At 31.5% G+C, this 14,512-nt stretch carries 14 protein-coding genes and 1 pseudogene; 7 read left to right on the top strand and 8 right to left on the bottom strand.

The features are described from left to right. Positions 1-171: 171 nt before the first annotated feature. From B0A58_RS03300 to B0A58_RS03285, 4 genes are all read left to right on the top strand, one after another. On the top strand, positions 172-834 hold the full coding sequence (locus B0A58_RS03300) for a YggS family pyridoxal phosphate-dependent enzyme (protein ID WP_089079874.1): 663 nt from the start codon (positions 172-174) through the stop codon (positions 832-834). A 75-nt stretch (positions 835-909) separates the two neighbouring features. After that, positions 910-2,271 (top strand): exonuclease domain-containing protein, encoded by a 1,362-nt coding sequence (locus B0A58_RS03295; protein WP_089079873.1) that lies wholly within the window; start codon positions 910-912, stop codon positions 2,269-2,271. A gap of 15 nt (positions 2,272-2,286) precedes the next feature. Beyond that, on the top strand, positions 2,287-3,207 hold the full coding sequence (miaA, locus tag B0A58_RS03290) for a tRNA (adenosine(37)-N6)-dimethylallyltransferase MiaA (protein WP_089079872.1): 921 nt from the start codon (positions 2,287-2,289) through the stop codon (positions 3,205-3,207). A gap of 7 nt (positions 3,208-3,214) precedes the next feature. Continuing rightward, positions 3,215-3,961, top strand: a complete 747-nt coding sequence (locus B0A58_RS03285; protein ID WP_089079871.1) for an acyl-[acyl-carrier-protein] thioesterase — start codon at positions 3,215-3,217, stop codon at positions 3,959-3,961. A 115-nt stretch (positions 3,962-4,076) separates the two neighbouring features. Here B0A58_RS03285 and B0A58_RS03280 read toward each other — a convergent pair whose 3' ends face one another. From B0A58_RS03280 to B0A58_RS03260, 5 genes are all read right to left on the bottom strand, one after another. Further along, on the bottom strand, positions 4,077-4,748 hold the full coding sequence (locus B0A58_RS03280; RefSeq protein ID WP_089079870.1) for an HAD family hydrolase: 672 nt from the start codon (positions 4,746-4,748) through the stop codon (positions 4,077-4,079). Positions 4,749-4,770: 22 nt separating this feature from the next. Next, entirely contained in the window at positions 4,771-5,511 is a 741-nt protein-coding gene (gene lptB / locus B0A58_RS03275) for an LPS export ABC transporter ATP-binding protein (RefSeq protein WP_089079869.1), read from the bottom strand. Between the two features lie 109 nt (positions 5,512-5,620). Next, the gene (locus B0A58_RS03270) at positions 5,621-5,968 is read right to left on the bottom strand and encodes a carboxymuconolactone decarboxylase family protein (protein WP_014084421.1); all 348 of its coding nucleotides are present in this window, start codon (positions 5,966-5,968) and stop codon (positions 5,621-5,623) included. After that, on the bottom strand, positions 5,961-6,770 hold the full coding sequence (gene tatC / locus B0A58_RS03265) for a twin-arginine translocase subunit TatC (protein ID WP_014084422.1): 810 nt from the start codon (positions 6,768-6,770) through the stop codon (positions 5,961-5,963). The genes B0A58_RS03270 and tatC overlap by 8 nt, the downstream gene beginning before the upstream one ends. Then, positions 6,770-7,735, bottom strand: a complete 966-nt coding sequence (locus B0A58_RS03260) for a KpsF/GutQ family sugar-phosphate isomerase (RefSeq protein ID WP_089079868.1) — start codon at positions 7,733-7,735, stop codon at positions 6,770-6,772. The genes tatC and B0A58_RS03260 overlap by 1 nt, the downstream gene beginning before the upstream one ends. An 87-nt stretch (positions 7,736-7,822) precedes the next feature. Between B0A58_RS03260 and B0A58_RS03255 the strand changes: the two genes are divergently transcribed. Then, complete coding sequence (locus B0A58_RS03255) at positions 7,823-10,018, top strand: RecQ family ATP-dependent DNA helicase (protein ID WP_014084424.1); 2,196 nt, start codon at positions 7,823-7,825, stop codon at positions 10,016-10,018. A 44-nt stretch (positions 10,019-10,062) separates the two neighbouring features. Here the strand turns inward: B0A58_RS03255 and B0A58_RS03250 are convergent, their stop codons facing one another. Then, entirely contained in the window at positions 10,063-10,893 is an 831-nt protein-coding gene (locus B0A58_RS03250) for a glycoside hydrolase family 25 protein (RefSeq protein WP_089079867.1), read from the bottom strand. A 9-nt stretch (positions 10,894-10,902) separates the two neighbouring features. After that, positions 10,903-11,616 (bottom strand): CDP-alcohol phosphatidyltransferase family protein, encoded by a 714-nt coding sequence (locus tag B0A58_RS03245; protein WP_089079866.1) that lies wholly within the window; start codon positions 11,614-11,616, stop codon positions 10,903-10,905. A 107-nt stretch (positions 11,617-11,723) separates the two neighbouring features. On the opposite strand from B0A58_RS03245, the gene B0A58_RS03240 reads away from it, so the two are divergent. Together B0A58_RS03240 and B0A58_RS03235 are read left to right on the top strand one after the other, a co-directional pair. Continuing rightward, positions 11,724-12,791, top strand: a complete 1,068-nt coding sequence (locus tag B0A58_RS03240; RefSeq protein ID WP_444979586.1) for a putative type IX sorting system protein PorV2 — start codon at positions 11,724-11,726, stop codon at positions 12,789-12,791. A 17-nt stretch (positions 12,792-12,808) separates the two neighbouring features. Then, complete coding sequence (locus B0A58_RS03235) at positions 12,809-13,963, top strand: lipoprotein N-acyltransferase Lnb domain-containing protein (protein WP_089079865.1); 1,155 nt, start codon at positions 12,809-12,811, stop codon at positions 13,961-13,963. Here the strand turns inward: B0A58_RS03235 and B0A58_RS03230 are convergent. Then, positions 13,922-14,473 (bottom strand): annotated as a pseudogene (locus B0A58_RS03230) (sugar transferase); the annotation flags it as partial. The gene B0A58_RS03235 and the pseudogene B0A58_RS03230 overlap by 42 nt on opposite strands. Between the last annotated feature and the right edge of the window lie 39 nt (positions 14,474-14,512).

Here is a 14,512-nt window from a genome sequence, read left to right as displayed (position 1 = left end):
ATGGATTTTAAAACAATTTGTATAAATTTATAAAAAAATGGTCAAATAATTATAACTTAAATTAAACCCAACAAGGTTCTGAAAACTTCGCAGGTTAAAAAAACATATAATAAAAAAAGACAAAATTGAATTAGGAATAATTTCCATTTTGAAAACAGTAAAAAAATTAAAATGCCAATAACCCAAAATCTCAATAACATAAAATCCCAACTGCCACCTCAGGTTACATTGGTAGCCGTTTCAAAAACCAAACCTTTAGCTGATTTGATGGAGGCTTACAATGCTGGACAACGCATTTTTGGCGAAAATTATGTCCAAGAAGTAGTAGAAAAACAACCTCAAATGCCTCTTGATGTGCAATGGCATTTTATTGGTCATTTGCAATCCAGAAAAGTAAAAAATATTGCCCCTTTTGTGGCATTAATTCACGGAGTGGATAGTTTGAAATTGCTACAAGAAATCAATAAACAAGCCGAAAAAAACAATCGGATAATTGATTGTTTACTTCAAGTGTATATTGCCGAAGAAGAATCTAAATTTGGTTTGGATGAAAACGAATTAAATACCATTTTCAATTCTGAGGAATTCAAAAATTTGAAAAACATCAAAATTGTTGGCTTCATGGGAATGGCTACTTTTACTGAAAATCAAATGCAAATTAAAAAAGAATTTTTATATTTGAAAGCTATTTTCGATAAATATTGTAAATTGCAAGCTGCTAACTTAAAATTAGAAACACTTTCCATGGGTATGTCGGGCGATTATCAAATTGCAATTGAAAATGGCAGCAACATGGTTCGCATCGGAAGCAGTATTTTTGGAACAAGAAATTAAAAAAATGAAAAAATCTAAAAAATCTATAATAAATCTTATTGATAGTTTTAATTTTTTGGATACTTAGATTAAAAGATGTACGCAATTATAGATATAGAAACCACCGGTGGACAATTTAACGAAGAAGGAATTACTGAAATTGCCATTTATAAATTTGATGGGCATGAAATTGTAGATCAATTCATTAGTTTGGTGAATCCACAAATACCAATTCAACCATTTGTTGTAAAACTAACGGGCATCAACAATTCGATGTTACGAGGGGCACCAAAATTTTTTGAGGTCGCTAAACGAATCATCGAAATAACCGAGGGTTGCATTATAGTAGCCCATAATGCCAGTTTTGATTATAGAATTTTACGTACAGAATTTAAAAGATTAGGATTTGATTTCAAAGCCAAAACATTGTGTACAGTAGAACTTGCAAAAAAATTATTACCAGAGCAACCCTCCCATAGTTTAGGCAAATTAGTTAGGGCATTGGGTATTCCAATGGCCGATAGGCATCGGGCATCTGGAGATGCTATGGCTACTGTAAAATTATTTAAAATGCTGTTGGACAAGGATTTAGAAAAAATAATTTTAAAAGAATTAATCAAAACAGAAATCATAAAAGGGCTTGCCCCACAATATTTAGACCTTATAGAAACCTTACCTTCCAAAACTGGCGTATATTATTTGCACAGACAAGATGCTAGTATCATGTATATTGGCAAAAGTAAAAATATAAAAAAAAGAGTACACCAACACTTAACAGGAACGAGTAATAAAGCTAAAAAAATACAACATGAAATTAGGAATGTCTCTTTTCAAGAAACGGGCAGCGAACTTATTGCTTTATTAAAAGAAAGTGAAGAAATAAAAATAAATAAACCGATATATAATAGAGCACAACGTAAAACTATTTTTAATTGGGCTATTTATATTGAAAAAAATAAAGACGGATATAATGAATTAAAGTTACAAAAAACAGACGGCAGAAAGCGAGAAATTAAAGCCTATTCGAGTTTGCAAGAAGGAAAAGATGCTTTATTTAGAATTACGGCACAATTTAAATTATGTCAGAAATTTACTGGGCTTTATGAGACGCAAAAAGAATGTTTTCAATATAAAATTAAAGAATGTGACGGTGCTTGTATTGGCAAAGTTACTGCAAATGAATACAATACAAGAGTGCAAGACTTTGTAACTGCATATAGTTTTGAGAATCAAAATATGATTATAATAGACAAAGGCAGAAAGGTAAGCGAACGAAGTGCTGTATTGATTGAAAACGGGATATACAAAGGCTATACGTATTATGATTTGAATCATCAAATAATAAATATTGATATATTAAAAAATATCTTAATACCTATGCAAAATAATAGAGATACCAAGCAAATTATTCAAAATTATATCAAAAAAAACAGTCAAATAAAAATAGTATCTTTTTAGCAAAAATCAAAAAAAGTGAAAAAAATTTTGGTAATAGTAGGTCCAACAGCAATTGGCAAAACAGCCTTGGCCATACAATTGGCACAGTTTTACAATTGTAAGATTATATCATGTGATAGTAGGCAATTTTATAAAGAAATGACCATTGGAACAGCTGTACCTAGCAAAGAAGAATTAGATGCAGTGGAACATTATTTTATTCAAAATAAATCAATTTTTGAAAAATATACTGTAGGTGATTATGAAAAGGAAGCTATAAATCTTATAACATCGCTACACAAAACAGATGATTATGTCATTGTAGTTGGGGGTTCTGGATTGTATGTATCGGCAATTTTAAATGGCTTTGACGCTTTTCCTGAAATTCCAAATACGGTTCGAGAAAAAGTAAAAATGGCGTTTGGACTATATGGCATTGGTTATTTAGTGGAACAGTTACAAATTTTGGATTTTGAATATTATGAAAAAATAAAGACTGAAAACCCACAAACTTTGCAAAATCCGCAACGAATGATGCGATTTGTAGAAGTTTGTTTAGGTACAGGGCAATCATATTCGAGTTTTTTGAATCGGAAGGCAACCCAAAGAGCATTTGAAAGTATCGTTATTGGATTAGAGGCTGAACGCTCTGTTTTGTACGACAGAATCAATCAAAGAGTAGATTTGATGGTGGGTGCTGGATTAGAAGCAGAAGCATTACAACTACATGAATATCAATCACTTAATGCTTTGCAAACCGTTGGTTATAAAGAGTTTTTTGATTTTTTTGAAGGCAAAATTAGTCGTGAATTTGCAATTGAGGAAATTAAAAAAAATACCAGACGATTTTCAAAAAGACAACTGACATGGTTTAAAAAAATGGATGATGTACATTGGTTTGATTATTTAACAAGTACTAAAAATATTATTGAGCATATCAATTTACAAATAAAATAAGAACAAAATGCCAATATCAAAAGAATTTACTTCCGTTTATTGTAAAAAATGGGAAATTAATTTTGCCCAATGTGCTCCAAATGGGTATTTGAAATATACTGATTTGTGTCATTTGCTGCAACTTACGGCTGCGGCCCACTCTGAAATTGGGGGAATTAGTTTTAGCGACATGCAGGTGCATCAACAGGCGTGGGTTTTGAGTAGAATGTGTGTAGAAATAACGGCATTGCCAAAATGGAAAGATGAAGTAACTGTAAAAACATGGATCGTTTCGTTAGAAAATTCAAGGTCGGTGAGGGCATTGGAGGTGTATGTTGGGGGAGTAAAGTTAGTTGGAGCTGAAACGTTTTGGGCGGTTTTGAATACTACAACTCGTAGGCCAGAGGCGTTGGTATTGCCATATTCTCATTTTGAGTTGTTTCCAAATGCGTTTGGCACTCTAGAGAGGGTAAAAAAGATACATTTGCCTGATGATATTGCAGAAATTACATCAAAAAAAGTAGTGCTTTCAGATTTAGATTTGGTAAATCATGTAAATAATGTCAAATACCTGGAATGGTGTATGGATTTGCTGCCTCCTAATGAAATATTAGATCAAAAAATAACCCGATTTGATATGAATTTTATGCGTGAACTTGTATGGGGTGATCAATTTTCGATAGAAATTTGTAATAATGAATCTTATTTTTTTCAAATTATTAAAGAAAATAAAGCTTGTTTTGTATTGGAAATTGAATCAGAGTCAAAAGAATGACCAATCGATTCTAGCCCCGATGGAAGCGGCATCCTTTTGTTTTTTTCTTTAAAAAACAAAAGATATAGCGAACAGCGGGAACGGAACATTGGTGAAAAAGCCAAAAGATAGTGCTTCAAATGTTGGAATGTGTGTTAATATTTTTAATTACATCCAAAGTTAATTCGTCAAAATGTTGGATAATTTTGTTGGCTAAGGTGTAATCTTGTTTTTTTGAATTGGGACTTTTGTAGCCAATGCAATAAATTCCAGCTGCATTTGAGGCTTTGATGCCGTTGGTACTGTCTTCGATGATGATGCAATTTTGAATTGGTGTTTGGGCTAATTGAGCGGCATGTAGGAAAATAGCTGGATTTGGTTTGGAATTTTGGAAATCTTCGCCTGAAACTATATGAGAAAAATATTTATTTAAACCAAATCTATTAAAAACTCTCTGAATAGTTACTTTGGCTGCCGACGAGGCTAAAACGAGTTGGTATTGGTTTTGATGTAAGTTTTGGATGAGATTTAGTACACCATCGAGTAGCTGTAAGTCTTCTTTTTGGTCGAAAGCGTTGTTGAAAATTTCACGTTTTTTTTGAACAAGTTCCCGAACATTTTCTTTCAAATCATACAATTGTATTAGTTTTTCATAAACATTTTTAGTAGAATTGCCAGTAAATGTGGTATATACTTCGTGAGGAACATGGATTTGTAATTGTTCAAAATGTTGGTAATAGGCAGCATGGTGTACGGGTTCTGTATCTACAATTACCCCGTCCATATCAAAAATTACTGTTTTTATCATTTTATTACTAAACTTTTATTTATTAAAACTCTAATTTCTTTTTTCTAAGTTCAAAATTTTGACCTAAATACACTCTTCTTACCATTTCGTCCTCAACCAGTTCTTCTGGAGTACCAGCTTTGAGAATTCCGCCTTCAAACATTAAATAAGTTTTATCTGTAATAGCAAGTGTTTCTTGAACGTTGTGATCTGTGATCAAAATACCAATATTTTTGTTTTTGAGCTGTGCAACAATGCGTTGAATGTCTTCTACGGCAACAGGATCTACGCCTGCAAATGGTTCGTCCAATAGGATAAATTTGGGGTCGGTGGCTAAGCAACGGGCAATTTCGGTTCTACGTCTTTCGCCTCCAGAAAGCAAATCGCCTCTGTTTGTACGAATATGTTGCAAACTAAATTCGTCTATAAGGCTTTCCATTTTGGCTTCTTGTTGGGCTTTAGTTAATTGGGTTAGTTGTAAAACGCTCAAAATATTATCTTCTATACTTAATTTTCTAAATACAGAAGCTTCTTGGGCTAAATATCCTATTCCGCATTGGGCACGTTTGTACATGGGGAAATTGGTAATTTCCTGATTATCAAGAAAAATATTGCCAGAATTGGGTTTTACAAGTCCTACAATCATGTAGAAAGAGGTGGTTTTTCCGGCACCATTTGGCCCCAAAAGTCCAACAATTTCGCCTTGATTGACTGATACAGAAATGCCTTTTACGACGTTTCGACCTTTGTATGTTTTGATTAAATTATCGGCTCTTAATATCATTTTGAAAATAAATTAATCCTAAAATTGATTTAGGTGTTTGGATTTGCAAAGCAAGTTAAAAAAACAACTGCATGTAGCATTATTAACTTTGTTTTAAGAAAATAGGTTTTTAGGATTGTTGTTCGAGAGCTTCCCAAAATTCGTACGCACGTCGTAAGTGAGGGATTACAATAGTACCGCCAACTAATGTTGCTACACTCATGGTTTCCATCATTTCTTGTTTTGTAACCCCTTGATTATAAGCTGTTTCTAGGTGGTATTTGATACAATCGTCACAACGCAATACTGTTGAAGCTACTAGTCCCAGTAGTTCTTTGGTTTTTACATCCAAGGCTCCTTCTGCATAGGTATTGGTATCCAAATTAAAAATTCGTTTGATGACTTTGTTGTCATCTGCTAATAATTTGTCGTTCATTTTTGAACGATAATCATTAAATTCTTTTACTAAATCAGACATTTTGTTGTTTTTTATTGACCATAATGGCTATTAATATACTTGCTTCATATAAAACCAGAAGCGGAATGGATACTATAATTTGACTTAAAATATCGGGTGGCGTGATAATTGCGGCTACAATAAGTATGATGACAATGGCATAGCGTCTGTATTCTCTGAGGCTTGCGGCGGTTACCAATCCTAATTTTGTAAGGAAATAAATGATTATTGGCAATTCAAAAATGAGTCCGCATGAAATTACAGATGTTTTGACCATGCCCATATAATTGTCTAAATTGAATTCGTTTTGAATTACTTTACTTACATTGAAAGCCCCAAAAAATTGTACAGAAAGTGGTAATATTAAGAAATAGCCAAATAGAACGCCAATAAAAAACAAAATAGAAGAGGTTGTTATAAATAGAATCGCATTTTTCTTTTCGTTTTTGTACAAAGCAGGGCTTATAAATTTCCAAATTTCCCACAATATATATGGAAAACCCAAAATAAAACCACAAGTTATACAAGTCCAAATAAATACAGAAAACTGCCCTCCCATATCAGTGCTTTGAATGATAAATGGCATTTCTGTTACGCACATGCCACCATCGTCTGTATGTAGATAAGTAGTTAATTCGCAAAACAATTTATAGGTAATAAAATCCGTACGAATTGGAGCAAATATAACATCTTCAAATATAAAATCAATAATAAAATAGGACAAACATGCTATTACAATAACTGCAATTGTAATTCTAATTAATAGCCATCTTAAATCTTCGAGATGGTCTAAAAATGACATTTCTTTTAATTCTTTTTCCATTATATTATGCCTTCTTTTAAAATATCATGTAAGTGTAAAATTCCTTGGTAGGATGTTCCGTCTGCAACTACAAGCTGAGTAATGGCATTGTTTTCTAATATATGAAAAGCATCAATAACCATGTCATTTACTTGGATCATTTTGGGGTTTTGTGTCATGATATCTTGAGCTTTTAGATCTGCAAAAGTGTCGCGGTTATTGAGCATACGTCTCAAATCGCCATCAGTAATAATACCAACAACTTGATTATCAGATACTACTGCTGTTACACCAAGTCTTTTTTCGGAAATTTCAAAAATGACTTTTTTAATGCTGTCATCAGGAGCAACAGCTGGTTTTAGAGCATTTTGAAGCATGTCTTTTACTTTGAGTAATAATTTTTTGCCCAAAGCTCCACCAGGATGGTAAATGGCAAAATCTTCGGCAGAAAATTGTCTTAAATGCATCAAAGCTACAGCTAGTGCATCGCCCATTACAAGTTGTGCGGTTGTACTGTTTGTTGGTGCTAAATTATTCGGACAAGATTCTGAATCAACAGTTGTATTCAATACATAATTTGATTCTTTTGAAAGAAAAGAACTCATATTTCCAGTTATAGCAATCAATTGATTTCCAAATCTTTTGAGCAAAGGTACAAGTACTTTTATTTCGGGGCTATTGCCCGATTTTGAAATACAAATCACTACATCGCCTTTTTGAAGCATTCCCAAATCGCCATGAATGGCTTCAGAAGCATGTAAAAACATGGCGGGAGTACCCGTAGAATTGAAAGTTGCAACGATTTTTTGGGCAATAATAGCACTTTTTCCAATCCCTGTAACAATAATTCTATGAGGGCAATTAAAAATAAGTTGAACAGCATTTGCAAAGCTATCATCAAGTAAATCAGCTAGTTTGGCAACAGAAAGGCTTTCAGAAATGATGGTTTCTTTAGCCGATTTTAAAATGTTTTCTATATTTTTCAAAATTGTATTGAAATTTAATTTGTGTAATTAAAAAGTTTGTTGTATCTTTATATGGTGCAAATTTATGTAAAATACTATTAAAAAAGAATGAATTCGAACGAAATTGACATCCATAAGGAATTAAAAAAATATTTTGGCTTTAGTCAGTTCAAAGGACTACAAGAACAAGTTATCAGAAGTTTGTTGGCAAAAAACAATACCTTTGTTATCATGCCAACAGGTGGCGGAAAATCGTTATGCTATCAGTTACCCGCTTTAATGCTTGAAGGCACAGCCATTGTAGTATCACCATTAATCGCTTTGATGAAAAATCAAGTAGATGCTATCCGAAGTTTATCATCGGAGGTGGGCGTGGCACATGTGTTGAACTCATCATTAAACAAAACAGAAATAGCACAAGTAAAAAGCGATATTGTTGCTGGAAAAACTAAATTATTATATGTTGCTCCAGAATCTTTAACCAAAGAAGAGTATGTCAGTTTTTTGCAAACCGTGCCACTTTCATTTGTGGCTATTGACGAAGCACATTGCATCTCGGAATGGGGACACGACTTTAGACCAGAATACCGTAATTTGAAAAACATCATCAAACAGTTAAGTGATGTACCTATTATAGGATTGACCGCCACAGCAACACCAAAAGTTCAAGAAGATATTTTGAAAAACTTGGATATGCCAGATGCGAAAACCTTTAAGGCTTCATTTAACAGACCCAATTTGTTTTATGAAGTGCGAACAAAAACTAAAAATATTGAATCTGATATTATTCGATTTATCAAACAAAATAAAGGAAAATCAGGTATTATTTATTGTTTGAGTCGCAAAAAAGTAGAATCAATTGCCGAAGTTTTAAAAGTAAATGGTATTAGTGCCGTGCCTTATCATGCGGGATTAGATGCTAAAACAAGGGCCAAACATCAAGACATGTTTTTGATGGAAGATGTTGAAGTTGTAGTAGCCACCATTGCTTTTGGTATGGGTATAGACAAACCAGACGTGCGATTTGTTATACATCACGACATTCCAAAATCATTAGAAAGTTATTATCAAGAAACTGGTAGAGGCGGACGAGATGGTGGCGAAGGGCATTGTTTAGCCTATTATTCATATAAAGATGTAGAAAAACTGGAAAAATTCTTGACAGGAAAACCCGTTGCAGAACAAGAAATTGGGTTTGCATTGTTACAAGAAGTAGTGGCTTATGCCGAAACATCGATGTCTAGACGAAAATTTTTGTTGCACTATTTTGGAGAGGAATTTGATAGCGAAAATGGCGAAGGTGCCGAAATGGACGACAATGTACGGAACCCAAAAGTAAAAGTAGAAGCACAAAAAGAAGTAGTGAAGCTGCTTGAAATTGTAAGAGATACCAAACATTTATACAAATCAAAAGAGATTGTATTTACATTAATTGGCAGAATCAACGCCATGATCAAAGCCCATAGAACAGATGCTCAACCATTTTTTGGAACTGGTGCTAATAAAGATGAAAAATACTGGATGGCTTTGCTACGTCAGGTGCTGGTTGAAGGGATGTTGTCTAAAGATATTGAAACTTATGGTATAGTAAAAATTACGGACAAAGGATTAGATTTTATAAAAAATCCTCATTCGTTTATGATGTCAGAAGATCATGAATACAATCAAACCGAAGACGATGCTATTGTAACTGCTTCAAAATCAACAGGTACTGCAGATGAAGCCTTGATGCTGATGCTTCGTGATTTAAGAAAAAAAGTAGCCAAAAAATTAGGTTTACCTCCTTTTGTTGTATTTCAAGATCCTTCGTTGGAAGATATGGCCTTAAAATATCCCATCACTTTATCGGAATTAAGCAATATTCATGGTGTTGGCGAAGGTAAAGCAAAAAAATATGGCAGTGCTTTTGTTGATTTAATAAGTAAATATGTAGAAGAACATGATATTACCAGACCAGATGATTTAGTTGTAAAATCGACGGGGGTTAATTCTGCAAATAAATTATACATCATTCAAAATATTGACAGAAAACTGCCACTAGACGATATTGCTGCTTCAAAAGGGCTTTCGATGGATGCTTTATTGAAAGAAATGGAGCAAATTGTAAATTCTGGTACCAAATTAAATATTAAATATTGGATAGATGAGCTTTTGGATGAAGACCAACAAGAAGAAATTCATGAATTTTTTATGGAATCAGAATCAGATAACATTGAAGATGCCTTAAAGGAATTTGATGGTGATTATGATTTAGAAGAACTGCGGTTGATGCGAATTAAATTCATCAGTGAAGTAGCTAACTAAAATTATATACTAAAAAAAACCAACAAATTGATGTTGGTTTTTTTTTAATTGTTTATTGTATAATATTGTAACATTTTTGGGGTACCGTTAAAAATATTAACATCAACTTTGGATTTTATTCCTCGAATTTTTGCTTTTTCAGTAAATTGCCAAAAGAGCCAATCGTCATTTATTGTTGCAGTTGTAATGTTATAATTAGCAATCCAAAAAGGATAATCATCAAATTCGTCTTTCAAAAAATTATTATAATAATTTTCACCAGAATAAATAATGGGTTTCACTTGATAATGGGCCTCTATTTTTTCGAGCCATCGTCTAAGTCCCACCTTCAAACTATCGATAGATTGTTGTTTTGGTAGTTTTTCAATATCTAAAACAGGAGGCAAATCACCTTTTTGAAGTTTGACATTTTTAATAAATAAATTGGCTTGTTCAATAGAATTTTCGTTTGGTCTATAATAATGATAAGCCCCTCTAATAAAACGATGTTTTTTGGCTTGGCTCCAATTATAAAAATATTTGGCATCTACGCCATCGTTTCCTGTTGTAGCTCTAATAAACACAAATCCAATTTTATAAACTTCATTTACAGTAGAAACCCTGTCCCAACGAATAGTTCCTTGATAATGAGAAACATCAATACCTACAACATGATCTTTATTTTTCTTTAAAATCCATTCATTTTTAGCGTTTACAGATTTGTCTTTTAAAGATATTTCTTCTTCATTCCACAAATTATAAAGTAAAGTTTTGTATTTGTATCCAAAATAAAAACAGGATAATATTATAATAAATACAAATGCAAATCTAAAATGGTTATTTTTTTTTCTTGTAACACGCTTTCGAACCGAAGATTTTCGAATTGTTTTAGCCATATACCCCAATTATTTACTAAAATTAAAAGCATTATCGAAAATTGAAAGCAATACATACATTAAAATTATAAGTGGCACAGCAATTTCTAGCAATACAATAAACAATATCAATGCAATGCAAACAAAAATAATTTGAAGTTTATATTTTTTCAAACTGAAATTTTTAATTTTCAATGAAAACAATGGAATTTCAGCATTCATAATATAAGCACTTACGATTGAAATACCAATTAATGTCCAAGTATTAAACAAATAATTCAACCAAATGGCATCTTGATAATGATTGATAACAAATGGCAAACTCATAATGAACAAAGTATTTGCAGGAGTTGGCAAACCAATAAACGAATCGGACTGGCGAGTATCTATATTGAATTTGGCCAACCGAAAACAAGCTCCTAAAGTGATTATAAAACCAAAATAGGGTAAAAAAATCATCAAAAATGGATCGGAAATGCTGTTTTTTATTAAAAAAAACATCATAAAACCAGGCGATACTCCACTTGTAACCATATCTGCCAATGAATCAAGTTGCAAGCCTAATGGCCCCGAAACGTTGAACATACGAGCAAAATAGCCATCAAAAAAATCAAAAAAAATGCCTAAACAAATCATATAAAATCCCATGTCAAACTGCTTGTTTGCCACAAAAACTATGGCTAAACAACCGCAAAAAAGATTTAATAATGTAATACTATTTGGGATATGTTTTTTGAAATTCATTATATTTGGATTTTGTTTTAAAAGTTTACAAATTTATATAATAAGTTATAGACATCAACGTTTTTTATTAGAGATTTTTAACGGATATTTGCAAAAACTATTTTATTTTGAAAAAAATTATTTTATTTATCATATTTTTATTTAGCTTAAGTATTCAAAGTCAGGTTGTTAGAAAATATTCTAACGATTTTATGAATATTGGAGTAGATGCTGCTGCTTTAGGCATGTCAAACGCTGTTGTGTCTAGCGTTCAGGATGTTAATGCAACTTACTGGAATCCAGCTGGTTTGATGAATTTAGAAGACAAACAAATGAGCCTGATGCACGCCAGTTATTTTGCTAATATTGCTCAATACGATTTTATGGCCTATGCAGCTCCAATTGACAAAAACAGTGCTTGGGGGATTTCTGCCATTCGGTTTGGTGTAGATAATATTTTAAATACCACACAATTAATTGATAATCAAGGTAATATAGATTATAACAGGGTCAGCTTATTTTCGGCAGCAGATTATGGCTTTACCTTTTCTTATGCCAGAAACTTGCAAGTTCAGGGATTACAATATGGTATCAATTCGAGAATTATTCATAGAATAATAGGTAATTTTGCCAATTCGTGGGGCTTTGGTTTTGATTTTGGCATACAATTCCAACGCAATGATTGGAAATTTGGTTTGATGCTTAGAGACATTTCAACAACTTATAACATTTGGAATATCAATCAAGAAAATTTTGAAACAATTAAGGATGCAATCAGTGGACAAAATCAAGAATTGCCAGAAAATACCGAAATCACATTGCCTAGAGCACAATTTGGAGTGTCTAAAAAAATAGATTTTCATAGTGATTTTAGTTTGCTTGCAGCGGCCCAATTGAATATGCAATTTGCCAAAACAAATGATTTAATATCTAGCAATATTGTAAGTATCGATCCAGCTTTAGGTTTTGAAGGAGGGTATAACGATTTGGCTTTTTTAAGAATTGGTGTTGGTAATTTTCAAAATATTACTCAATTAGATAAAACTCAAAAATTAAGTTTTCAACCAAATTTTGGATTGGGTTTTAAGTATAAAGGCATTCAAGTAGATTATGCTTTAACTGATTTAGGTAATCAAAGTGCAGCATTGTACTCTAATATTTTTTCAGTTAAAGTTGATTTAAGTATATTTAGATAAACTATTTTTTTTACATAATGAAAGGAAAATTACATTTTTTATTTGCTTTTTTTATAATTATTTTTGCGATACACAGAAGTCAATCACAATGTATCAAATTATCTGATGATGCCAAGGTTAGTGTTTTAACTTGTGGTAGTGGTAATGAATTATACAGTATTTATGGCCACACAGCTATTCGATTTTTAGACCCACAAAACCAATTAGATATTGTATTTAATTATGGCTATTTTGATTTTAATACCGATTATTTTTATTTAAAATTTGTAAAAGGAGATTTAAAATATTTTGTTGCAAGTAATACCTATCAGGATTTTATTTCGGAATATGTTGAAACCAATAGAGATGTTTTTGAACAAACTTTGGTATTAAATACAAATCAAAAACAACAAATATTTGAACAAATAAGTATGTCCTTATATACTGATGAACGATTTTATACTTATAAATTTATAGATCGTAATTGTACAACAATGGTTTTAGATAAAATTAATAGTATTATAGGAAAAAATGTCATTCATAAAACATTAAACAACACAATTTCCTACAGAAGTATTTTATACAGCTATCTAAACAATCATTTTTTTGAAAATTTAGGCATCAATATTCTTTTTGGAGCCAAAACAGATCAAACGGCTTCTAAGCTTTTTCTTCCAAAAGAATTAATGGAACAACTTGAAAATACAACTATCCATCAAAAAAAATTAGTCGAAAGCACTAAAGTTTTAAATGTAAAACACCTTACAAATGATGACAATCCATTGTGGAATAACATTTATTTCTTGTCATTATTATTATTATTATTAATGACTGTATTAAATAATAAAATAATCAATAATTTATATATTATATTAATGGGAATTATAGGTTTTGTATTGCTTTTTGTTAGTTTTTACTCCAACCATCAAGAAGTTAGTTTAAATTACAATATATTACTTTTTAATCCATTATACTTAATATTATTTTATTTAAAACACCTAAAAGGTACATATTTTAAATTACTATTAAATATTTGCTATGCTTTCATTGGCATATACATTATTATATTATTAAACAAAGCTTATTTAATAATGATTTTACCAATAATAATTACAACATTGATAATGCTTTACAAACAACAAAAGTCTGTTTTACTGCCCTCTGTAATACAAAACGGTGCTCAAAGTTTTTAGAATAATATTGATATCTAAATAAATACTTCGGTGTTTGATATAATACAAATCATATTGAAGTTTTACAAGACTATCCTCTAATTTGTCTCCATAAGAATAATTAACTTGAGCCCAACCAGTCAAACCAGGTTTAATAATGTGCCTGGTGCTATAAAAAGGCATGATTTCTAAAATTTGATCCACAAATACTTGACGCTCTGGTCTAGGACCAATAAAACTCATATCACCAACTAATATATTAAAAAATTGTGGTAATTCATCCAAACGTGTTTTTCTTAAAATTTTTCCAAAAGGTGTAATTCTAGCATCATTTGAAGCTGCAAAAACAGCTCCATGCTTTTCTGCATTGGTAACCATGCTACGCAGTTTGAATATTTTAAATAATTTACCGTTTTTGCCTACTCTTTCTTGAGAATAAAACAAAGGGCCTTTATTTGCAAACAAATTTATAATATATATAAACGGAATCAAGAATGAAAATAAAATTATACCTAAAATTGATATTGATAAATCAAATATTTTAATATAAAATTCGAGTTACTTACTTAG

The sequence above is a fragment of the Flavobacterium branchiophilum NBRC 15030 = ATCC 35035 genome, assembly GCF_002217205.1.
Classification (GTDB): Bacteria; Bacteroidota; Bacteroidia; order Flavobacteriales; family Flavobacteriaceae; genus Flavobacterium; species Flavobacterium branchiophilum.
Note: the sequence above shows the minus strand (reverse complement) of the source record. Positions and strands in the feature narration are given on the sequence as shown.